The 21,709-nt window shown below is 52.7% G+C and carries 17 protein-coding genes, 1 tRNA gene and 1 pseudogene; 15 read left to right on the top strand and 4 right to left on the bottom strand.

The window, feature by feature from the left end; translation table 11 throughout:
- Positions 1 to 61: 61 nt before the first annotated feature.
- Positions 62 to 2,935 carry an aminomethyl-transferring glycine dehydrogenase gene (gcvP, locus tag DCH402_RS17175; protein ID WP_040002427.1) on the top strand — a complete coding sequence of 958 codons (2,874 nt, stop codon included), beginning with the start codon at positions 62 to 64 and terminating at the stop codon, positions 2,933 to 2,935.
- A gap of 79 nt (positions 2,936 to 3,014) precedes the next feature.
- Here the strand turns inward: gcvP and DCH402_RS17170 are convergent, their stop codons facing one another.
- Positions 3,015 to 3,623 (bottom strand): HD domain-containing protein, encoded by a 609-nt coding sequence (locus DCH402_RS17170; RefSeq protein WP_040002426.1) that lies wholly within the window; start codon positions 3,621 to 3,623, stop codon positions 3,015 to 3,017.
- Between the two features lie 209 nt (positions 3,624 to 3,832).
- Between DCH402_RS17170 and trhA the strand changes: the two genes are divergently transcribed.
- Positions 3,833 to 4,483, top strand: a complete 651-nt coding sequence (gene trhA / locus DCH402_RS17165; protein ID WP_040002425.1) for a PAQR family membrane homeostasis protein TrhA — start codon at positions 3,833 to 3,835, stop codon at positions 4,481 to 4,483.
- 125 nt (positions 4,484 to 4,608) lie between these two features.
- Here trhA and ygfZ read toward each other — a convergent pair whose 3' ends face one another.
- Entirely contained in the window at positions 4,609 to 5,589 is a 981-nt protein-coding gene (ygfZ, locus tag DCH402_RS17160; RefSeq protein ID WP_040002424.1) for a tRNA-modifying protein YgfZ, read from the bottom strand.
- A 310-nt stretch (positions 5,590 to 5,899) separates the two neighbouring features.
- On the opposite strand from ygfZ, the gene sdhE reads away from it, so the two are divergent.
- Together sdhE and DCH402_RS17150 are read left to right on the top strand one after the other, a co-directional pair.
- The gene (gene sdhE, locus DCH402_RS17155; RefSeq protein ID WP_040003703.1) at positions 5,900 to 6,166 is read left to right on the top strand and encodes an FAD assembly factor SdhE; all 267 of its coding nucleotides are present in this window, start codon (positions 5,900 to 5,902) and stop codon (positions 6,164 to 6,166) included.
- Complete coding sequence (locus DCH402_RS17150) at positions 6,147 to 6,578, top strand: protein YgfX (protein WP_040002422.1); 432 nt, start codon at positions 6,147 to 6,149, stop codon at positions 6,576 to 6,578. The genes sdhE and DCH402_RS17150 overlap by 20 nt, the downstream gene beginning before the upstream one ends.
- Before the next feature lie 106 nt (positions 6,579 to 6,684).
- Here DCH402_RS17150 and fldB read toward each other — a convergent pair whose 3' ends face one another.
- Positions 6,685 to 7,203: a flavodoxin FldB gene (gene fldB / locus DCH402_RS17145; RefSeq protein ID WP_040002420.1), complete on the bottom strand. Its 519-nt coding sequence runs from the start codon at positions 7,201 to 7,203 to the stop codon at positions 6,685 to 6,687.
- 139 nt (positions 7,204 to 7,342) lie between these two features.
- Positions 7,343 to 8,668 (bottom strand): MFS transporter, encoded by a 1,326-nt coding sequence (locus tag DCH402_RS17140; RefSeq protein WP_033576691.1) that lies wholly within the window; start codon positions 8,666 to 8,668, stop codon positions 7,343 to 7,345.
- Positions 8,669 to 8,927: 259 nt separating this feature from the next.
- Between DCH402_RS17140 and xerD the strand changes: the two genes are divergently transcribed.
- The 11 genes and pseudogenes from xerD to gmd all read left to right on the top strand — a co-directional run bounded on the left by xerD (position 8,928) and on the right by gmd (position 21,652).
- Positions 8,928 to 9,827, top strand: coding sequence for a site-specific tyrosine recombinase XerD (gene xerD / locus DCH402_RS17135; RefSeq protein WP_040003701.1), 900 nt, complete (start codon positions 8,928 to 8,930; stop codon positions 9,825 to 9,827).
- 88 nt (positions 9,828 to 9,915) lie between these two features.
- Entirely contained in the window at positions 9,916 to 10,632 is a 717-nt protein-coding gene (gene dsbC, locus DCH402_RS17130; RefSeq protein WP_040002417.1) for a bifunctional protein-disulfide isomerase/oxidoreductase DsbC, read from the top strand.
- Positions 10,633 to 10,655: 23 nt separating this feature from the next.
- Entirely contained in the window at positions 10,656 to 12,386 is a 1,731-nt protein-coding gene (gene recJ, locus DCH402_RS17125; RefSeq protein ID WP_040002415.1) for a single-stranded-DNA-specific exonuclease RecJ, read from the top strand.
- Between the two features lie 191 nt (positions 12,387 to 12,577).
- Positions 12,578 to 13,676 (top strand): peptide chain release factor 2 gene (prfB, locus tag DCH402_RS17120; protein ID WP_152486940.1). Its coding sequence is split into 2 segments (ribosomal slippage): positions 12,578 to 12,652 and positions 12,654 to 13,676, totalling 1,098 coding nucleotides; the frame shifts between segments, so codons are not numbered across the junction.
- Between the two features lie 8 nt (positions 13,677 to 13,684).
- Positions 13,685 to 15,202 carry a lysine--tRNA ligase gene (gene lysS / locus DCH402_RS17115; RefSeq protein ID WP_040002413.1) on the top strand — a complete coding sequence of 506 codons (1,518 nt, stop codon included), beginning with the start codon at positions 13,685 to 13,687 and terminating at the stop codon, positions 15,200 to 15,202.
- A gap of 278 nt (positions 15,203 to 15,480) precedes the next feature.
- Positions 15,481 to 16,153: pseudogene (locus DCH402_RS17110) on the top strand (LysE family translocator).
- Positions 16,154 to 16,238: 85 nt separating this feature from the next.
- A tRNA-Gly gene (locus DCH402_RS17105) sits at positions 16,239 to 16,312 on the top strand.
- Positions 16,313 to 16,589: 277 nt separating this feature from the next.
- Positions 16,590 to 16,967 carry a winged helix-turn-helix transcriptional regulator gene (locus DCH402_RS17100; protein WP_040003700.1) on the top strand — a complete coding sequence of 126 codons (378 nt, stop codon included), beginning with the start codon at positions 16,590 to 16,592 and terminating at the stop codon, positions 16,965 to 16,967.
- A gap of 740 nt (positions 16,968 to 17,707) precedes the next feature.
- Positions 17,708 to 19,141: a mannose-1-phosphate guanylyltransferase/mannose-6-phosphate isomerase gene (locus DCH402_RS17095; RefSeq protein WP_081642181.1), complete on the top strand. Its 1,434-nt coding sequence runs from the start codon at positions 17,708 to 17,710 to the stop codon at positions 19,139 to 19,141.
- Positions 19,138 to 20,499: a phosphohexomutase domain-containing protein gene (locus DCH402_RS17090; RefSeq protein WP_040002409.1), complete on the top strand. Its 1,362-nt coding sequence runs from the start codon at positions 19,138 to 19,140 to the stop codon at positions 20,497 to 20,499. Before DCH402_RS17095 ends, DCH402_RS17090 begins: the two co-directional genes overlap by 4 nt.
- A gap of 34 nt (positions 20,500 to 20,533) precedes the next feature.
- Positions 20,534 to 21,652, top strand: coding sequence for a GDP-mannose 4,6-dehydratase (gene gmd, locus DCH402_RS17085; protein ID WP_040002408.1), 1,119 nt, complete (start codon positions 20,534 to 20,536; stop codon positions 21,650 to 21,652).
- Positions 21,653 to 21,709 lie beyond the last annotated feature (57 nt).

Here is a 21,709-nt window from a genome sequence, read left to right as displayed (position 1 = left end):
TGCTTCTGAATTATTTAATTGTGCTGCACGTCACTGTGCTCAATGCAGGAAATTCCCCCACATGACCCAGACTCTCAGTCAACTCGAACACGGCAGTGCGTTCACGGAGCGCCATATCGGCCCGTCAGCTACTCAGCAACAGCAGATGCTGGCTGCCATTGGCGCAGATTCGCTGGACGCACTTACCCGTCAGATTGTACCCGCCGATATCCAACTGCCCCAACCGCCGGCGGTGGGTGATGCCGCCACCGAGTCTCAGGCATTGGCTGAATTGAAGGCCATCGCCGGTCGCAATCAGCGCTATAAAAGTTATATCGGCATGGGGTATCACGCGGTGCTGACGCCGCCGGTGATTTTGCGCAACGTGCTGGAGAATCCGGGCTGGTATACCGCGTATACGCCGTACCAGCCGGAGGTGTCGCAGGGGCGTCTGGAAGCATTGCTGAATTTCCAGCAAGTGACGCAGGATTTGACCGGGCTGGAGCTGGCTTCCGCTTCGCTGCTGGATGAGGCGACCGCCGCCGCAGAAGCGATGGCGATGGCAAAACGCGTCAGTAAGCTCAAGCAGGCCAACCGTTTCTTTGTTGCCGATGATGTTCATCCGCAGACGCTGGATGTGGTGCGCACCCGCGCGCTGACCTTCGGTTTCGAGATTGTCACCGGCAACGCCGCCGATGTGGTGAAATATGACGACGTGTTCGGCGTGTTGCTGCAACAGGTCGGCACCACCGGTGAGTTGCACGACTATCGTGCGCTGATGGCCGAGCTGAAAAACCGGAAGGTGATCATCAGCGTGGTGTCGGACATCATGGCGCTGGTACTGCTGGCGGCACCCGGCAAACAGGGGGCCGACATGGTGTTGGGTTCCGCTCAGCGTTTCGGCGTACCTATGGGGTACGGCGGTCCGCACGCGGCGTTCTTTGCCTGCCGCGATGAATACAAACGCGCGATGCCGGGCCGTATTATCGGTGTTTCCCGCGATGCGGCCGGCAACACGGCGCTGCGCATGGCGATGCAGACCCGCGAACAACATATCCGCCGTGAAAAAGCCAATTCCAATATCTGTACCTCGCAGGTGCTGCTGGCCAACATTGCCGGTATGTACGCGGTATATCACGGGCCGCAGGGGTTGAAACGCATTGCCGGGCGCATCCACCGTTTGGCCGATATTCTGGCCGCCGGTCTGACGGCGTGTGGCCTGACGCTGCGTCATCAGCACTGGTTCGATACGTTGACCGTCGAGGTCGCCGATAAGGCGGCGGTGTTAAACCGCGCACTGAGCGCGGGTATCAACCTGCGTGCCGATCTCGATGGCGCGGTCGGCATCGCGCTGGATGAAACCACCAGCCGCTATGATGTGCTGGCGCTGTTTGCCGTGTTGCTGGGCGACAGTCATGGGCTGGATATCGATACGCTGGATGCGGCGGTTAGCCGGCAGTCGGCGTCGATTCCTGAGGCGTTGTTGCGTAGCGACGATATCCTGACTCACCCGGTGTTCAATCAATACCACAGCGAAACCGAGATGATGCGTTATCTGCACCGTCTTGAAAGCAAGGATCTGGCGCTGAATCAGGCGATGATCCCGCTCGGTTCCTGCACCATGAAACTTAACGCGGTGGCGGAAATGCTGCCGATCACCTGGCCGGAATTTGCCGAGCTGCACCCGTTCTGCCCGCCGGAACAGGCGCTGGGTTACCGCCAACTGATTACGCAGTTATCCGACTGGCTGGTGCAACTGACCGGCTACGACGCCGTGTGTATGCAGCCGAATTCCGGTGCGCAGGGGGAATATGCCGGTTTGCTGGCGATCCGCCGTTATCACGAAAGCCGTAACGAAGGCGAACGTAACCTGTGCCTGATCCCGAGCTCCGCCCACGGCACCAACCCGGCTTCCGCTCAGATGGCGGGGATGCAGGTGGTGGTGGTGGCCTGCGACAAGCAGGGGAACATCGACCTGCACGATCTGCGGGAAAAAGCGCAGCAGGCGGGCGATAAACTCTCCTGCATCATGGTGACTTATCCATCCACCCACGGCGTGTATGAAGAAACCATCCGCGAAGTGTGCCAGATTGTTCACCAGTACGGCGGCCAGGTGTATCTGGATGGCGCCAACATGAACGCGCAGGTGGGAATTACCTCGCCGGGTTACATCGGTGCGGACGTGTCGCACCTTAACCTGCATAAGACCTTCTGCATTCCTCACGGCGGTGGCGGCCCGGGCATGGGGCCTATCGGCGTGAAAGCGCATCTGGCGCCGTTCGTGCCGGGCCATCAGGTGGTGGCAATGGACGGCGTGTTGACGCGTCAGGGGGCGGTTTCCGCCGCGCCGTTCGGCAGTGCTTCCATTCTGCCGATCAGTTGGATGTATATCCGCATGATGGGGGCGCAAGGGCTGAAACAGGCCAGTCAGGTGGCTATCCTGAATGCCAACTACGTCGCAACCCGCCTGAAAGATGCCTATCCGGTGTTGTACACCGGCCGCGATGGACGCGTAGCGCACGAGTGCATTCTGGATATTCGTCCGCTGAAAGACAGCACCGGCATCAGCGAGATGGATATCGCCAAACGTCTGATCGACTACGGTTTCCATGCGCCGACCATGTCGTTCCCGGTCGCAGGCACGCTGATGATCGAACCGACCGAATCGGAAAGTAAAGTGGAGCTGGACCGCTTCATCGACGCGATGCTGGCGATCCGCGCCGAGATCGACCGCGTGGCGGCGGGCGAATGGCCGCATGAGGATAACCCGCTGGTGAACGCGCCGCATACCCAGACTGAGCTGGCGGCCGACTGGTCGCACCCGTACAGCCGCGAGCTGGCGGTATTCCCGGCCGGGCAGGCTCACAAGTACTGGCCGGCAGTGAAACGTCTGGATGATGTCTACGGCGACCGTAACCTGTTCTGCTCCTGTGTGCCGATGAGCGAGTATCAGTAAACGCAACTCTTGTTGTAAATGACCGGGAGGCGTGAGCCTCCCGTTTTTCTTTGCGCTGGTTCCTGGTGCCGGCGGCAGATTACTTCAGCCAGCCCTTCGCCTGTGCGTCTTCCAGATGTTGTTTCAGGTAACCCCACAGCGCCGGATTGATATCGCGGATAAAATCGTTGCGACTCAGCACCTGCTCCAGCCTGATCCCGTTCTCCACCCAGCTTTGACCGCCGTTATGCAGGTTCATCAGCACCGGCATCACCCGGTCGATCATCAAGGCAAAGCGCGCTTCGGCGGTTTCTCCGGTTTCATACTCGTGCCATAGCGCCAGAAACTGGTCATGTTGTGGCGGCGGCAGCAGGCCAAAAATACGTGCGGCGGCGGCTTGTTCCTGCTCCTGAATGGCTTCGCGGGCTTTGAGGTCATATACCAGCACGTCGCCGGCGTCGATCTCCACGATGTCGTGGATCAACGCCATTTTCAGGACGCGGGTAATGTCGATGTTGTCATCGGCATAAGGCGCCAGGCTCATCACGGCAACCGCAAAATGCCAGCTGTGCTCCGCAGAATCTTCCTGGCGATCGGTGCCAATCACCTTGGAACGGCGCTGAACACTCTTGAGTTTGTCGATTTCCATCAGAAACTGGACGACATCGGTCATGGGGCCGAAATCCAGTACGGGTAAAGCGAGCGACATCCGTTAGCCTCCTGTAATAAAGAGACGCCATTGTAGGGGATGCGTCGGGAGATGAACACGTTGGAATGTCGTTCGAAAGTAACGGATTTTTATTTTGGCGTACAGGTGTACACTGGAATTATTCTCAGTTAATCTGCTCAAAGCTTGCTCAGCATGGCAGGTATGCCGCTAGTGCAGAGGTTTGGGTAAGTATGAGACAAGAGGTTGGCATGAAAAAAAACGTGGTGGAGTCTGGTTACTCGCTGGCGGAAGAAATCGCCAACAGTATCAGCCATGGAATCGGTTGTGTGTTCGGGATTGTCGGGTTGGTGTTATTGTTGGTGCAGGCAGTGGATAACGGCGCCACATCGCTGGCCATTACCAGCTACAGTTTGTATGGCGGCAGCCTGATTTTATTATTCCTCGCTTCTATGTTGTATCACGCCATTCCCTATCAGCGAGCAAAGCGCTGGCTGAAAAAATTTGATCACTGCGCTATTTATCTGCTGATTGCCGGAACATACACCCCTTTTTTGCTGGTCGGGCTTAATTCGCCGCTGGCGCACGGGCTGATGATCACTATCTGGAGCCTGGCGCTGCTGGGGATTATCTTCAAGCTGGCATTTGCTCATCGGTTTGAGGTGTTGTCGCTGGTCACCTATCTGGTGATGGGGTGGCTATCACTGATTGTGGTGTATCAATTAGCGATGAAGCTGTCCGTCGGCGGTGTGACGCTGCTGGCGATAGGCGGGGCGTTATATACGCTGGGGGTCGTGTTTTACGTCTGCAAGCGTATTCCGTTCAATCATGCCATCTGGCACGGGTTCGTGCTGGGAGGCAGCGTATGCCATTTCCTGGCGATTTACCTGTACGTGGCATAGTGTTCTGCTAGCCATAGTCTTCTGCGAGCCGATAGTGTTCTGCGAGCAGGATTACCATCAGGGAGCCGTCGCTCCCTGAGGTTGGTGCCGCGTCGGTGATTATTGAAACGTCGGTTTTTTAGGATTTACGCTTCAAGCCCGTAAGGTAACGGTTGGATGGCTAGCTGGCTGCTGCCGTCGTCACGTACCCGCAGTACGCTGTCTGCTTCCAGATCGTTATTCAGCACCGCCTGAACCCACAGTGTGCCGTCATGCAACTGGCAGGCTGCCAGCACAGTGCCGGTTCGGCGCCAGTTATCACCGAGTTTCAACTCCAGTTCGTCGCCGGCAGCGGGCATTTGTGCCGAGGAGCCAGCCAGCCAGTACAATGCGCGTTTATTGGCGCCGCGATATTTGGCGCGGGCGACCATCTCCTGACCGGCATAGCACCCTTTGGTGAAGCTAATGCCTTGCAGCGCTTGTAAATTGGTTGCCTGTGGAATGAACTGTGCGCTATTAGCGCTGTCGATAATAGGTTGGCCCGCTTCAATATCCAGCGCCAGCCATTGACGACTATCATTGAATGCAACCTGTGGTTGCAGTGCGTCAATCAGCGTTGCAGCGCGCTGCGCATCCAGCACCAGCAAAAAGCGCTCGGCGGGGGAGGGTAAATACAGCAGCGTTGCACCGGGTTGATGTACGACTGTGTTTCCGGCGTCCGGCAGGGCGTCGAACAACGGGGCCAACTGGGCCCGGATGTTGAGGCCGGCCGCGCCCAGTAGTATGGTGCCGTCGTCAGCGGCGATGGTTGTTTTGGAAAAGACGGCGTATTTTTTCAACTCCGCTACCTGTGTATCCCGTATACTGCGGCGCTCCAGGTAAGCCAGCCCGTCGCCATGATGGAACAGGCGCATGCTGCTCCACATTTTTCCTTTGGCGTCGCAGTGGGCGCAGAGTACCTGCTCACTGCTTTGTAAGTCGTTCACGTCGGCGGTGAGTTGGCCCTGAAGGTACTTGACGGTATCCGGCCCGGTGAGGGTGACAAGCGCCCAGTCATCGAGCGACATCAGGGTGGCGGAGAGTTGAGCGGAAGAAAATAACGGTTGTGCAGTAAACGGATGAGCCATATTACAATCCTGCGATGCGTAATGTGAGCGAATTATCCAATGGTAAAAGAGCGACAAAGGTTTGCAAGCAGTTTAGGCTGTGTCCCGTCATACGGTAGCCATTGGCGAAATCAATGGCATGACAGTGCGCATGGATAAAGGGCGCGAATCGTGCGGTATGCTCTGCATCGGTAAAATAGTACACACGGCAATACGCGAAAATATGTCAAAGTGTTACTATTGGTTGAAGGGCATCAGTTACAATAGCGTGATACCGGCGGTCATCATCGACCGGTGCGGATAACCATACAGAGAAGTGGGCGACATGAACATGGACATCAATAACAAGGCACGTATTCACTGGGCGTGCAGGCGTGGAATGCGCGAACTGGATATCTCCATCATGCCGTTTTTCGAGCATGATTACGACACGTTAAGCGATGACGATAAGCAGCAGTTTATTCGTTTACTGCAGTGCGACGATCCCGACTTGTTCAATTGGTTGATGAACCATGGCGAGCCGGTCGATTCGGGTTTGAAACGTATGGTTTCCCTCATCCAGACGCGAAATAAAGATCGTGGCCCAGTGGCAATGTGATTTACGCGTATCCTGGCGTATGCAGTTGTTCTCACTGCTGACGCACGGGTTTTTGATGCTGATGATTCTGCTGGCACCCTGGCCGGACGGTTATGCGCCGCTATGGCTGGGGCTGGTGACGCTGGTGGTATTTGATTTTGTGCGTAGCCAGCGCACCATCAAGTCACGTCAGGGAGAGATTTCCCTGCGCGGCGAGAGCCAACTTCACTGGCAGCAGCGCGACTGGCATATTATCCGGCGGCCGTGGGTCATACGTAACGGCGTCTTACTGTCGTTGCGGGCGGTGGATGGCAAAGGGCAACAGCGCCTGTGGCTGGCGTCAGACAGCATGGGCAGCGAAGAATGGCGGCTGTTGCGTCAACTGTTGCAGCACCATCCGCTGCAGGGAACGGAATCATCCCGTCATCATTAAATGCGGCGAACCGCATTCACCTGAATCAGGCGTGTTGTACCACGCCTGATCGCTACAGTTAGCGTTCAGGCATGACCGTTCAATACGAATTCGTACGTATCGGTCATCAGAGCCGTTCTGCCATTTCCTGCAGGATTTGTTCGCACCATTGCTGGATACGATCATCACTCATGTCGTACTGATTGACCTCATCCAGCGCCAAACCTACAAAATGCTTACCGTCTTCCGTGAGTGGTTTCGGGCTAGTGAAGTCGTAGCCTGTTGTCGGCCAGTAGCCGATAAAGTGTACGCCAAGCGGTTTGAGCTGGTCATGCAGCATACCGAGCGCATCCAGAAACCATTCGCCGTATCCTGACTGGTCGCCCATGCCGTAAAGCGCGACGATTTTGTCTTTCAGATTCAGCACCGACAATTGTGCCCAGATGGCTTCCCAGTCTTCCTGAATTTCACCGAAGTCCCAGGTGGGGATGCCAAGAATCAGCATCTCGTAGTTTTCCATTTCCTGCGGCGCAACGTCTTTCACGTTATGCAGGTCAACCAACTCCTCGCCCAGAATGTCGCGGATTTTCTCCGCCGCCATTTCGGTGTAGCAGGTGCTGGTGCCGTAAAAAAGTCCTATTTTCATAAGTTGTCTGATCGTGATTGCATCAATAAAGGCGATATCGCCGTGCGCTTAGCCTAACGGAATATGATGGGAGCGTACAGGGTGGGAGGAGGACGGGGTGAAAGCAGGGATGAAAGCGGCGCCTCCACCCCTGTCGGCGTTAGTCGAGAGACTGGTGACGGGTTTCCTTCGTCAGCAGCAGCGCTATCAGCGTCAGTGAAGCCATGGCGGCGAGGTAAACGCCCACGTAGAACAACCCGTAATGGCTGGTCAGCCAGGCGGCGATATACGGTGCTACGGATGCTCCCAGAATCGAGGAAACGTTATAGGAGAACGACGCCCCGGTATAACGCACTTCCGTCGGAAACAGTTCCGGCAACAACGCGCCCATTGGGCCGAAAGTCAACCCCATCAGGCTAAGACCACACACCAGAAACGCCATAATCAGCGTCTGATCGCCTGAACCCAGCAGCGAGGGGAACGCCATGGCGAACACCAGCATGATGCAGGTTACCGTGATCATGGTCTTGCGACGACCGACCGCATCAGCCAGATAGCCCGCAACCGGGATCATCAACCCAAAGCCGATCACCGCCATCATCAGCATCCACAGGAAGTTGTTGCGTGGAATACCCAGCCCTGCCGGTGCGGGCGTGGTGCCGTAAGTCATGGAGTAGACCGTCATGATGTAAAACAGGGTGTAGGTCGCCAGCATAATGAACGTGCCCAGAATCGTGGCTTTCACATGTTTGCTCAGCAGGGTACCCAACGGTATACGCACCTGTTTCCCTTCTTTGGCGACTTTGGCAAATACCGGCGTTTCATGCAGCGATACGCGCACGTACAGGCCGATAATCACCAGCACCGCCGAGGCGATGAACGGTACGCGCCATCCCCAACTCATGAACTGCTCGTTAGTCAGTACCCAGGAGAGCAGCAGGAAGGTGCCGTTGGCAAAGAAGAAACCGATCGGCGCACCCAATTGTGGGAAAGAGCCGTACAAAGCACGTTTGTGGGCTGGGGCGTTTTCCGTCGCCAGCAGCGCCGCACCGCCCCATTCACCGCCGAGACCCAGCCCCTGACCGAAACGGGCCAGCGCCAGCAGCAATGGCGCCAGGACGCCGATGGTTTCATAACTCGGCAAGAGGCCGATCAATACGGTGGAGATCCCCATGGTCAGCAGCGACGCGACCAGCGTCACCTTGCGGCCGACGCGATCGCCGAAGTGGCCGAACAACGCTGAGCCGATCGGACGAGCGACAAACGCAATGGCGAACGTGGCCAGCGATTGCAGCGTAGCGGCGGTGGCGTCACCCTGCGGGAAAAAGATGTGCGGAAATATCAGCACGGCAGCGGTAGCATAAATGTAAAAATCGAAGAATTCGATGGCGGTGCCGATCAGCGAGGCGACCACCACTTTGTTGCGCGAGTTTACCGGCGCGTCTGGTGCTTGAGTATCAATAGTGGATGAGATGGAGGCTTGCATAGTTTTTTGCTTTTTTGTAACACACGGACATGCATTCTATGCATAGAAAAAAGTTCTTTTCAAACCAGTGCCGCAACTGACGTCGGCCCTTGTGGCAAAGGTATTCCGGGATATGCTCGAATAAGAAAATATAATCCCTTTAGTGCTTCGTTTTGCCACAGGATGTGATGAAGTTGAGAATGATTACCGAATTGTACCCCGAACATACTCCGTAAGGCATAATGGCGGAATGACCGGGGCCATGTGGCGGGAGGGTGTGGTGCAGCAACAGGATCAGGTATTAATCGAGCAGTTTCTGGATGCGTTGTGGCTGGAACGTAACCTGGCGGAAAATACATTGTCGTCCTATCGCAATGACCTGTGTTCGCTGGCGGAGTGGCTGGCGCACCATAACAGTGATCTGCTGCAGGCTCAGCCGTTGGACCTGCAAGGTTTTTTGGCTGAGCGCCTGGAGGGCGGCTACAAAGCCACCAGCTCGGCTCGCTTGTTGAGCGCCATGCGGCGCCTGTTTCAATATCTGTACCGTGAAAAACGACGCGCCGAGGATCCGAGTGCGCCGTTGTCGTCCCCCAAGCTGCCGCAGCGATTGCCGAAAGATCTCACGGAAGCGCAGGTGGAGGCGCTGTTGGCGGCGCCGGTTACCGATCAGCCGATCGAATTGCGGGATAAAGCGATGCTGGAACTGCTGTATGCAACCGGTCTGCGCGTCTCCGAACTGGTTGGGCTGACTATCAGCGATGTCAGCTTGCGGCAAGGCGTGGTGCGGGTGGTGGGAAAAGGCAACAAAGAGCGGTTGGTGCCGCTGGGGGAAGAGGCGGTGTACTGGCTGGAACAGTATCTGGAGTTCAGCCGTCCGTGGTTGCTGAACGGCCAAACGCTGGATGTGCTGTTTCCCAGTAATCGGGCTCAGCAGATGACGAGGCAGACGTTCTGGCACCGTATCAAGCACTATGCGACACTGGCGTCTATTGACAGCAATAAACTTTCTCCGCATGTTTTGCGTCATGCCTTTGCAACCCACCTGCTGAATCACGGTGCGGATCTGCGAGTGGTACAGATGTTACTGGGCCACAGCGATCTGTCCACCACGCAGATTTATACCCATGTTGCGACGGAACGGCTGAAACAACTGCATCAACAGCACCATCCCCGGGCATGATGACCGGCGGGCTGACAGGATGTCATGGCGGTTTTCCCGCCAATGATGGATAAGCACGGCGCTTGCGCCCTGATAACAGGATAATTCCATGAAAAAACGTGTAGTACTCTTTTCGTTGCTGACTCTGGCTCTGAGCAGCGTGGCGCGCGCCGATGACGCCGCGATCAAACAGGCGCTGAACCGTCTGGGCATGCAGAACGCGGAAGTGAAAGATTCTCCCATCAACGGGATGAAAACGTTGCTGACCGAGAACGGCGTGCTTTATATCACCGACGACGGCAAGCATCTGCTGCAAGGGCCGTTGTTCGATATCAGCGGTAATGCCCCGGTGAATGTCACCAACCATATTTTGAATGAGCGTCTGGTCGCACTGAAAGACCAGATGATCGTCTATAAAGCGCCGCAGGAAAAATATGCCATTACCGTGTTTACCGATATCACCTGTGGTTACTGCCACAAGCTGCACGAGCAGATGAAGGACTACAATGCGCTCGGTATTACCGTGCGTTATCTGGCCTATCCTCGTCAGGGCATGAACTCTCAGGCCGCGAAAGACATGCAATCCATCTGGTGCGTGGCGGAGCGTAATAAAGCGTTTGATGCGGCCATGAAGGGGGATGACGTCTCTCCGGCCACCTGCAAAACCGATATCGCCCCTCACTACCAACTGGGCATCCTGTTTGGCATACAGGGCACACCCGCGATTGTGCTGAGTGACGGCACCGTGGTGTCGGGATACCAGCCGCCGAAAGAGATGGCGCGTATGCTGGAAGCGCACAAAGCCTCGCTGAAATCAGGCGGCTAATGGAATCGAGTGGTTAATCAAGCGTGAATATTGTTACCCAACTCCGTCGTCGGCCGACGACGGAGACGGAGTTACCCGACTCTCTCCCGGCGTTATTACGTCGTTTATATGCCCAGCGCGGCGTGCGGCAGATGCAGGAATTGGAGCGCAGTCTGCGCGGCCTGCTGGATTATCGTCTGCTTGGCGGCATCGAGCAGGCGGTTGAGGTATTGCGCCGGGCGTTGGCGGAGAATCGTCGCATCGTCATCGTCGGCGATTTTGATGCCGACGGCGCGACCAGTACCGCGCTGACGGTGCTGGCGTTGCGCAGCATGGGGGGGCGAGATATTCACTATCTGGTGCCCAACCGTTTCGAAGATGGTTATGGGCTCAGTCCTGAAGTGGTGGCGCAAGCCGCCGCCAAAGGCGCTCAGTTGATCGTGACCGTCGATAACGGTATTTCGTCCCACGCCGGGGTGGACGATGCGCATCGGCGGGGTATCGAGGTGGTGGTGACCGACCACCATTTGCCGGGGGACACCCTGCCGGCGGCGGAGGCGATGATTAATCCTAACCTGGCTGACTGCGCGTTTCCGTCTAAAGCGCTGGCCGGGGTAGGCGTCGCGTTTTATCTGATGATGGCGCTACGCGCCAGCCTGCGTGAGTCCGGCTGGTTTAGCGAATGCGGGCTGGCTGAGCCCAATCTGGCCGAACTGCTGGATCTGGTGGCGCTGGGGACGGTGGCGGATGTAGTACCGCTGGACGCCAATAACCGCATTCTGGTTTCGCAAGGATTGAGCCGCATTCGTGCCGGCAAGTGTCGGCCAGGCATTCGCGCCTTGCTGGAAGTGTCTAATCGCGATGCCGCCCATCTGGTGGCCAGCGATCTGGGTTTTGCGCTCGGGCCGCGCCTCAATGCCGCCGGTCGACTGGATGATATGTCTGTCGGGGTTGAATTGCTGCTGTGCAATGACATTGTGCAGGCGCGGATGCTAGCCAGCGATCTGGATGCGCTCAACCAGAGCCGCCGTGAAATTGAAGCCGGTATGCAGGTGGAAGCGTTGCAATTGTGCGAACAACTGGAGCGTAGCCGCGAGACGTTGCCGCTGGGGTTGGCGATGTACCATCCGGAGTGGCATCAGGGGGTGGTGGGGATTCTGGCATCGCGTATCAAGGAGCGTTTTCACCGCCCGGTGATTGCGTTTGCACCCGCAGGCAACGGCATTCTGAAAGGTTCCGGGCGGTCTATCGCCGGGTTGCACTTGCGTGACGCGCTGGAGCGCCTCGACACCTGTCACCCCGGGTTGATGCTGAAATTTGGCGGCCACGCGATGGCGGCAGGGTTGTCGCTGATAGAGGATCATTTTGACGAATTTCGCCAGCGCTTTGCCGATCTGGTTGGCGAGTGGCTGGATGCTTCACAGCTCGAAGGAGTGGTGTGGTCAGATGGCGAATTAGCCGTGCCTGAACTGTCGCTTGGCACTGCCGAAATGCTGCGTGAGGCCGGGCCGTGGGGGCAGGCTTTTCCTGAGCCGCTGTTCGACGGCCGTTTTCGCCTGTTGCAGCAGCGGCTGGTCGGTGAGCGCCATCTCAAGGTGATGGTGGAGCCGTTGGGCGGCGGCCCACTGCTGGACGGCATCGCATTCAACGTCGATACACTGCTGTGGCCCGACAGCAGTGTGCGTGAAGTGGAACTGGCTTATAAACTCGACGTCAATGAATTCCGCGGCAAGCGCTCGGTACAACTGCTGATTGAGCACCTGTGGCCGCTGTAGTCGGCAATTGTAGCAGGCAATCGTAGTAGGCCATCGCTGAACTTACGCCGGGGAAACCCGGCGTTTTCTTTTCACCCTGCCGCGCATCCGGCTAAAATCGGTAAAAAGCTATAAACCACGGCGTGGATCCGTTACAATTTGCCGTTTACATGCATTCTGTCATCGACAAACAACATTAAGATCCTAACACCATGTTTGAAATTAATCCGGTAAAAAACCGCATTCAGGACCTGTCTGACCGGACAGCCGTTCTGAGGGGGTATCTTTGACTATGACGCCAAGAAAGAGCGTCTGGAAGAGGTAAACGCCGAGCTGGAACAGCCCGACGTATGGAACGAACCTGAACGCGCGCAGGCGCTGGGGAAAGAACGTTCCTCCCTGGAAATGATTGTCGACACCATCGATCAGATGGTTCAGGGGCTGGACGACGTTGCCGGCCTGCTGGAGCTGGCGGTGGAAGAAGACGACGAAGAGACCTTCAACGACACCGTTGCCGAGCTGGATCAACTGGAAAGCAAGCTGGGTCAACTGGAGTTTCGCCGTATGTTCTCCGGCGAGTACGACAGCGCGGACTGCTACCTTGACCTGCAGGCCGGTTCCGGCGGCACCGAAGCGCAGGATTGGGCCAGCATGCTGTTGCGCATGTATCTGCGCTGGGCGGAAAGCAAAGGCTTCAAAACCGAAATTATTGAAGAGTCCGAAGGTGAAGTCGCTGGTATCAAGTCCGCCACTATCAAGATCATGGGCGACTATGCGTTTGGCTGGCTACGTACCGAAACCGGCGTACACCGTCTGGTGCGTAAGAGTCCGTTCGATTCCGGCGGCCGCCGTCATACCTCGTTCAGTTCTGCTTTCGTGTATCCGGAAGTCGATGACGATATTGATATCGAGATCAACCCTGCGGACCTGCGTATCGACGTATACCGCGCGTCCGGCGCTGGTGGCCAGCACGTTAACCGTACTGAATCCGCGGTGCGTATCACCCACATTCCCACCAATATCGTTACTCAGTGCCAGAACGATCGCTCTCAGCACAAGAACAAAGATCAGGCTATGAAGCAGCTGAAAGCCAAGCTGTATGAGTTTGAAATGCAGAAGAAGAACGCTGAGAAACAGGCGCTGGAAGACAATAAGTCGGATATCGGCTGGGGCAGCCAGATTCGTTCTTACGTGCTGGACGATTCCCGCATTAAAGATCTGCGTACCGGGGTGGAAACACGCAACACCCAGTCGGTGCTGGATGGTGATCTGGACAAGTTTATCGAAGCAAGTTTAAAAGCGGGGTTATAAGGAATCTCATGTCTGAACCACAAAACCAGGGTGCCGAGCAGGCGCTGGATCTTAACAACGAACTCAGAACCCGCCGTGAGAAGCTGGCGGCGTTGCGTGATACCGGCATCGCTTTTCCGAACGATTTCCGCCGTGACAGCACTGCTGATCAACTGCATGCCAGCTATGATGAAAAAGAGAACGAAGAGCTGGAAGCGCTGGGCCTGGAAGTGACGGTCGCCGGCCGCATGATGACCCGCCGTATCATGGGCAAAGCGTCGTTCGTGACGTTGCAGGACGTCGGCGGCCGCATTCAGCTGTACGTGGCGCGTGATGACCTGCCGGAAGGCGTCTACAACGAGCAATTCAAAAAGTGGGATCTCGGCGATATCCTCGGTGCGCGCGGTAAGCTGTTTAAAACCAAAACCGGTGAGCTGTCGATTCACTGTACCGAACTGCGTTTGCTGACCAAGGCATTGCGCCCGCTGCCGGACAAATTCCACGGCCTGGCGGATCAGGAAACCCGCTATCGCCAGCGCTATCTGGACCTGATCGCCAACGACGAATCCCGCCATACTTTCCGTGTGCGTTCGCAGATCCTGGCCGGTATCCGCCAGTTCATGGTCGGTCGTGATTTTATGGAAGTGGAAACGCCGATGATGCAGGTGATCCCCGGCGGTGCGTCTGCCCGTCCGTTCATCACCCATCACAACGCGCTGGATATCGACATGTACCTGCGTATCGCGCCGGAACTGTATCTGAAGCGTCTGGTGGTCGGCGGTTTTGAACGCGTGTTTGAAATTAACCGTAACTTCCGTAATGAAGGTGTGTCGCCGCGCCACAATCCTGAATTCACCATGATGGAACTCTACATGGCGTATGCGGACTACAAAGACTTGATCGAATTGACCGAGTCGCTGTTCCGCACGCTGGCGCAGAATGTGCTGGGCACCACCGAGGTGCCGTATGGCGACCAGATGTTCGACTTCGGCAAGCCGTTCGAGAAGCTGACCATGCGCGAAGCCATCAAGAAATACCGCCCGGAAACCAATCTGGCGGATCTGGACAGCTTCGACGCGGCAAAAGCCATCGCGGAATCTATCGGCATCAAGGTAGAGAAGAGCTGGGGTCTGGGCCGCATCGTCACCGAGATCTTCGAAGAAGTGGCAGAAGCTCATCTGATCCAGCCGACGTTCATCACCGAATACCCTGCTGAAGTGTCGCCATTGGCTCGTCGCAACGACCAGAACCCGGAAATCACCGATCGCTTCGAATTCTTCATCGGCGGACGTGAAATCGGCAACGGTTTCTCCGAGTTGAACGATGCGGAAGATCAGGCTCAACGCTTCCAGGATCAGGTAGCGGCGAAAGATGCCGGCGACGACGAAGCGATGTTCTACGACGAAGACTATGTTACCGCACTGGAGCATGGTTTGCCGCCGACCGCGGGTCTGGGCATTGGTATCGACCGTATGGTGATGCTGTTTACCAACAGCCACACCATTCGCGACGTGATCCTGTTCCCGGCGATGCGTCCGCAGAAATAAGCATCACCGCAGTACCCCGGCTCGTTTGCCAGCAGGCAGACGAGCCGTTTTCTATTCATTATCTCTGTTTTTAATCTCTTACGGCGTACTTCCACCTGACTGGCTTGCCTTGCCGTTGGCGTGGGGAGAATGTTACTGTCGCTTGCCCTGAATGTAGAATTGCCGTAGCTGATTATATCGCTGTATTAGATATAGCCGTATCGCGAGTAAGACAAGAAGGAAGGTGGGTTCATCGGCCTGGCGTGAGACAGAGTGAAGGTCATAATAAGAGGGATGGTATGTTACTGGTGATGTTGAGCGGTTTGCTGTTGTCATTGTCGCTGTGTCTGGATTTGGGCATCGTCAATACCGCTATTATTAATCGCGGTATTCGGGACGGCGCAGGTGCCGCGTTTTTCATTGGTCTGGGATCCTGCTTCGGCGATTTGGTTTACGCCACGCTGTCGGTACTAGGGATGGCAGTTATCTTCAACTATACGCCGGTACGCTGGCTGTTGTGGATTGGCGGCGGCGGCGTACTGCTATGGTTGTCGTTCAACATGGCGCGCAGCGCCTGGCGTGACTACCGTCAGCATCGTGGTTTGGCCATCGACACCGCCGGCGAAGGTTCATTACAGGTATCAGCGCCGGCGAGCCGCCATTTTATCAGTGGCATGGGAATGGCGTTGGCATCGCCCAGCGCATTGCTATGGTTTGCTGCCGTGGGCGGGACGTTGATTGCTCAGGCGACCGATGGGTCTGCCAGACAGATTGCGCTGTTTCTCGGCGGATTTTTTTATCGGCGGCATACTCTGGACGCTGTTTATGGCTGTCTTAATCAGATACGGGCGTGGTGCGTTAAAAGGCCGATTGTCGTTTTACTGCAGTGCCGTCTCTGCCGTGCTGTTTGCAGTATTTGCGGTTCAGGTCATCACGAATGGATACCAAACGTTGCTGGTGCCAGCGGTGTGAATCGACCGCTCAAAACACGCGCAATCAGGCCGTGTTTTATCTTGCCCGCCAGAGAGATGGCGCTATAATGCCAGTCACTTTCCGCGCGGGCGTAGTTCAATGGTAGAACGAGAGCTTCCCAAGCTCTATACGAGGGTTCGATTCCCTTCGCCCGCTCCAATATTTCCGTCGACATTCTGTTTGCTCTCTGTGTTTTCATGATTTCAATCCTGATTTTTTCTTGTACCTCGCTTTAAGAGTAACGCCATCTTTCGTCTATATTTTGTTTCTGAATAATAGATGAAGGCACTCGCAAGTTGCTATGGTTTAAAAAGAAACCAGTGGTTTTAAAAAGAAACCAGTCCTTCAAAAAGAAACTAACTCCCCAAAAGAGATGATATGCGCTATGGTGAGTGGCGATGCCGTCAAACTTAACCAAAAAAACAGAGGTCACGGGATGCCTGAATTCAATGTATACAGCAAAACTTGCCCAGCGCGCGTGGTGCTGGACCGTTTATCCAATAAGTGGGCACTGCTGATTCTGGATCGTTTGGCATGCGAGCCGGTGCGATTTAATCAGCTAAGGCGGGATATTGAAGGCGTATCGCAGAAGGTGCTGTCGCAAACGCTCAAACACCTGGAGCGTGACGGTATGATTCATCGGCAGGTGTTTGCTACCGTACCGGTGACGGTGGAGTACTCAATCACTCCCCTCGGTAACACACTGGTCAAAACCGTACATGAACTGACTCACTGGGCTGAGCGCAATATCAATGAGGTCATGCTTGCTCAACAGCGGTATGATGAACTCAATTCTACTTCGACAGTGGTGTAGACACTGGTGCCTATCTTTCACGTATATGGAAGTTCCATATTTCTACTCATTTCCAGAATAACCTTATTTATTAGTTGATTAGGTTTTCCTATTGTTAAATTTATATCTATCTTTTGATAAAGATAAGAATCATTAACTATCCTGAACGTTGGCGCGGAAATATTGGCTATTTCGCCAACTTTTTGTTTGAGTTCAACGAATTTGTAATATCACTACACCAAGTTTGTACTGGCATGTAAAATGCGCGGGGTAGTGTGTCATATCCCCGGGTTTGTATCTTGTGCGGTGATGATGAATCGGTACAATTTATACGTTGTACGCTTTGGGGTATGCCCAAGGGCGGTAGCGTGCCTGATGAAATGGTAGCCTCCCCGTAAACTGTAGTCGCTGTCATCAGTATGAGTCTATTTGGCTAAAAAAAAGCCAGTCTGGGCGGGTGTTTTAACGTTGAGATGGTGGATGAGTGTTGCCGACTAAGCGAAGACTTATTTGATAATTCTGCTAATCACTTATTTCGGTAATATAGAGCAGGAAACGCTATTCTTCATTATTTATTTCTCATTTTGAAAAAAATCTGTAATAAATTTTTCAAAAATGTTTTTGTGAATAATGTATGGGAATTGTATACGTTTTTAGACCACTGGCCTGGAATGTATACTTGTGTTGAATTTTTTATCGCAAAATATGCATCAGCGAGTTGAATCGATCATGGTGAAAAAAACCTGGTCCAGGAGGTTAGTTTGTCAACAGTAATTATTCCCGTGATCATGTGCGGTGGCAGTGGATCACGGCTTTGGCCTGTATCTCGAGAACAACATCCGAAACCCTTCATCCGATTGTCGGATGGCGAAAGTCTGATTCAAAAGGCACTATTAAGGGCGTTGTCTTTTGATGGGGTCAAAGAGATTATCACTGTTACAAATAAAGAGTTGTTATTTAAGGCTGTGGATGCCTTTTCAGAGGTTTATAAGGGAACCACGCCCATTTCTTATATCCTGGAGCCTGTGGGGCGTAATACGGCGGCTGCAATCGCTTCGGCCGCGTTGCTTGCTCGTAAAAAGCATGGTGATGATGCGGTATTGATGATATTGGCAGCAGACCATCTGATTAAAGATAAGAACGCTTTTGTTAATGCAGTATCCCAGGCTGCTTCGCTGGCTAAGCAATCAAGATTGGTGACGTTTGGTATCCAACCAGAAAAACCAGAAACGGGTTACGGTTATATTAAATATCGTAACAATCAGGTTGAGCGTTTTGTTGAAAAGCCCTCGTATAGTAGAGCCCTGGAATATATCGAGTCTGGTGAGTATTTATGGAATTCAGGAATGTTTTGTTTTTCTTGCGGTGCCATCCTAAAGGAAATGCAAACATACTGCCCTCAGGTAATTGCTGATGTTGAATATAGCATTAACTGTTCTCGTCAATTGGAAGGAAAAGGCGCAACTCAACTCGAGTTGGATATGGATAGTTTTTCCCAGGTTGAGGATATCTCCATTGACTATGCCGTGATGGAAAAGTCGACAGAGGTTTCAGTTGTGCCTTGTAACATCGGTTGGTGTGATATCGGTTCCTGGACTGCATTAAGTGAAATAGGTCAGGCAGACGAAAGTGGCAATACTATAGAAGGCTGCGCTGAAGTTCTTACGCAAAATACTAATAACTGTTATATCAAAGCGGATGAGCGAGTTATTGGTGCCGTTGGGGTAGAAAATCTGGTTATTGTCGATACGCCTGATGCATTATTAGTCGCAAGTAAAGATAATGGTCAGGATGTTAAATCGATTTACAATCAACTCAAAGCCAAAGGACATCAGGCTTATAAGATTCATCGAACAATTCATCGTCCTTGGGGAACGGCAACAATCCTGGAAGAAGGTCATAACTTTAAAATAAATAGAATAGTGGTTAAACCTGGGGCCAGATTGAGTATGCAGGTGCATCACCACCGGAGTGAACACTGGATTGTCATGTCTGGTGCTGCAAAAATCGTAAATGGTAGTAAAAATATATTCTTATCAACTAACCAGTCTACCTACATTCCTGCTGGTGAACAGCATCGGGTTGAAAATCCTGGCGTGATAGATCTTATTATGATCGAAGTACAAAGTGGTGAGTATCTGGGGGATGATGATATTGTCCGCTTTGATGACAATAAGGGGAGTATGGTTCAATGACTCTGGCTTGCTTTAAAGCTTATGATATTCGAGGCCGTTTAGGCAGCGAATTAAATACTGACATTGCTTATCGCATCGGTCGTGCATTTGGTCAATATTTAAGGGCTAAAACGGTAGCGATTGGTGGGGATATTCGTTTAAGCAGCAAAGATTTAAAGGCGTCGCTAGCCAATGGCTTGATGGATGCGGGGGTTGATGTTATTGACCTTGGCATGACAGGAACTGAAGAGATTTATTTTGCCGCATTTCATCTGGATATAGATGGGGCCATTGAAGTGACCGCCAGCCATAATCCCATGGATTATAATGGTATGAAGTTGGTTGGTCGTGGTGCCAAACCAATTAGTGGTGACTCGGGGCTGAATGATATTCGTGATCTGGCAGATTCAGGTCAATTTGGGAAGTCAGAGCGTAAAGGCAGCTATAAGGAACTTTCATTATTAAATGAATACGTTGACCATCTCCTCTCTTATATTGATATCAAGAAAATTAAGCCACTAAAATTGGTTGTCAATGCAGGTAATGGTGCGGCAGGGCATGTTGTCGATGAGATCGAAGCAAGATTTCAGCAGATGCAGGTTCCCGTTGAGTTTATCAAAGTTCACCATGAGCCGGATGGCCATTTCCCTAATGGTATTCCTAATCCTTTATTACCAGAAAATCGCTCGGCGACGTCAAATGCTGTGAAACTACATCAGGCGGATATGGGGATCGCTTGGGATGGTGATTTTGATCGTTGCTTTCTATTTGATGAAAATGGAGCGTTTATTGAAGGGTATTATATTGTAGGTCTTTTAGCTGAGGCTTTTCTTTCAAAAAATCCTGGTTCTAAGATTATTCATGACCCGAGACTTACTTGGAATACGATAGAGATCGTCCAAAATGCTGGTGGTATCCCAGTTCAGAGTAAAACTGGACATGCTTTTATAAAAGAGCGTATGCGGGCTGAGAATGCTATTTATGGTGGAGAAATGAGTGCTCATCATTATTTCCGTGAATTTGCATACTGTGACAGCGGTATGATTCCGTGGTTATTGGTTACTGAGCTGCTAAGTACAAAAAATATAACATTATCCAATGCCTTAAATAAGAGAATGAGCTTATTTCCGTGTAGTGGGGAAATTAATTATCGCGTCGAAAATCCAAAAAATATTCTTTTAAAAATAAAGGCAGCGTATCAGGATAAGGCGGATGATATTAACTACATCGATGGGATTAGCATCGAATGTGCCGACTTTAGACTTAATGTTCGTATTTCTAATACTGAACCGCTTTTGAGACTTAATGTTGAGACTAAAGGTAGCCATGAGTTGTTGCACGCCGAAGTTGAAAAACTAGATGAACTTATTAAGTCTTAATACTAAAACAGTAATATAATATTGGAGAATATAGATGAAAAAGGTTGCCTTGATTTCTGGTGTGACAGGTCAGGACGGTTCTTATCTTGCAGAGTTTCTTTTGGAAAAGGGTTATGAAGTTCATGGTATTAAGCGGCGTTCATCACTTTTCAATACACAACGCGTAGACCATTTATATCAAGATCCACACGAAGAAAATGTAAAGTTTAACCTTCACTATGGTGATTTGACCGATACTTCTAACTTAACACGTATTCTTGCCGAAGTGCAGCCGGACGAAGTATACAACTTGGGTGCTCAATCCCATGTTGCAGTGAGTTTTGAGTCTCCGGAATATACTGCTGATGTTGACGCTATCGGCACATTAAGATTATTGGAGTCGATTCGCTTCTTAGGATTGACTAATAAAACTCGTTTCTATCAGGCATCAACATCCGAATTATATGGTCTGGTGCAAGAAATCCCTCAGAAGGAAACAACTCCGTTCTACCCGAGAAGTCCTTATGCGGTTGCTAAAATGTATGCGTACTGGATTACAGTAAACTACCGTGAGTCTTATGGCATGTATGCCTGTAATGGGATTCTTTTTAACCATGAGTCTCCTCGTCGCGGTGAAACATTCGTAACTCGTAAAATTACTCGTGGATTATCTAACATCGCTCAGGGGCTGGAGAAGTGCCTGTATATGGGGAATCTGGATTCTTTGCGTGATTGGGGCCATGCTCGTGACTACGTTAAAATGCAATGGCTGATGCTTCAGCAAGAAAAACCGGAAGACTTCGTAATTGCAACTGGCGTGCAGTATAGTGTTCGTGATTTTATTAAGCTCTCTGCGAAAAAACTTGGTATTGAGCTTGAGTTTGTTGGCTCAGGGGTCGACGAAAAAGCAGTTGTATCAAAAATTATTGGTAATAATGCCCCGGCGTTGAAAGTGGGAGATGTTGTTGTTGCCGTTGATCCTCGTTATTTCCGTCCTGCTGAAGTTGATACGCTTCTGGGCGATCCGAGCAAAGCTAAAAATAAATTGGGCTGGGTTCCAGAGACAACTCTGGGTGAAATGATTGATGAGATGGTTGCTTATGATCTGGAGAAGGCTAAACAAGTCGCTCTCCTGAAATCTAATGGCTACGATGTTAGTGTTAGCGTAGAGTAAGTATTTTTTATAGTAAATAGAAAGGGCTGTGTATACAGCTCTTTTATTAATTCGAGC

Origin of the sequence: Dickeya chrysanthemi NCPPB 402, assembly GCF_000406105.1 — a bacterium.
Classification (GTDB): Bacteria; Pseudomonadota; Gammaproteobacteria; order Enterobacterales; family Enterobacteriaceae; genus Dickeya; species Dickeya chrysanthemi.
The sequence above is the reverse complement of the archived record's forward strand: the minus strand, read 5'-3'. Positions and strand labels throughout refer to the sequence as shown.

Bases quoted from the DNA above. Each gene is read 5' to 3' on its own strand.
- DCH402_RS17170 (WP_040002426.1), bottom strand. From the start codon at position 3,623: ATGTCGCTCGCTTTACCCGTACTGGATTTCGGCCCCATGACCGATGTC.
- gcvP (WP_040002427.1), top strand. From the start codon at position 62: ATGACCCAGACTCTCAGTCAACTCGAACACGGCAGTGCGTTCACGGAG.
- sdhE (WP_040003703.1), top strand. From the start codon at position 5,900: ATGGACATCAATAACAAGGCACGTATTCACTGGGCGTGCAGGCGTGGA.
- DCH402_RS17090 (WP_040002409.1), top strand. From the start codon at position 19,138: ATGACTCTGGCTTGCTTTAAAGCTTATGATATTCGAGGCCGTTTAGGC.
- fldB (WP_040002420.1), bottom strand. From the start codon at position 7,203: ATGAAAATAGGACTTTTTTACGGCACCAGCACCTGCTACACCGAAATG.
- DCH402_RS17140 (WP_033576691.1), bottom strand. From the start codon at position 8,668: ATGCAAGCCTCCATCTCATCCACTATTGATACTCAAGCACCAGACGCG.
- trhA (WP_040002425.1), top strand. From the start codon at position 3,833: ATGAAAAAAAACGTGGTGGAGTCTGGTTACTCGCTGGCGGAAGAAATC.
- DCH402_RS17100 (WP_040003700.1), top strand. From the start codon at position 16,590: ATGCCTGAATTCAATGTATACAGCAAAACTTGCCCAGCGCGCGTGGTG.
- ygfZ (WP_040002424.1), bottom strand. From the start codon at position 5,589: ATGGCTCATCCGTTTACTGCACAACCGTTATTTTCTTCCGCTCAACTC.
- dsbC (WP_040002417.1), top strand. From the start codon at position 9,916: ATGAAAAAACGTGTAGTACTCTTTTCGTTGCTGACTCTGGCTCTGAGC.
- gmd (WP_040002408.1), top strand. From the start codon at position 20,534: ATGAAAAAGGTTGCCTTGATTTCTGGTGTGACAGGTCAGGACGGTTCT.
- lysS (WP_040002413.1), top strand. From the start codon at position 13,685: ATGTCTGAACCACAAAACCAGGGTGCCGAGCAGGCGCTGGATCTTAAC.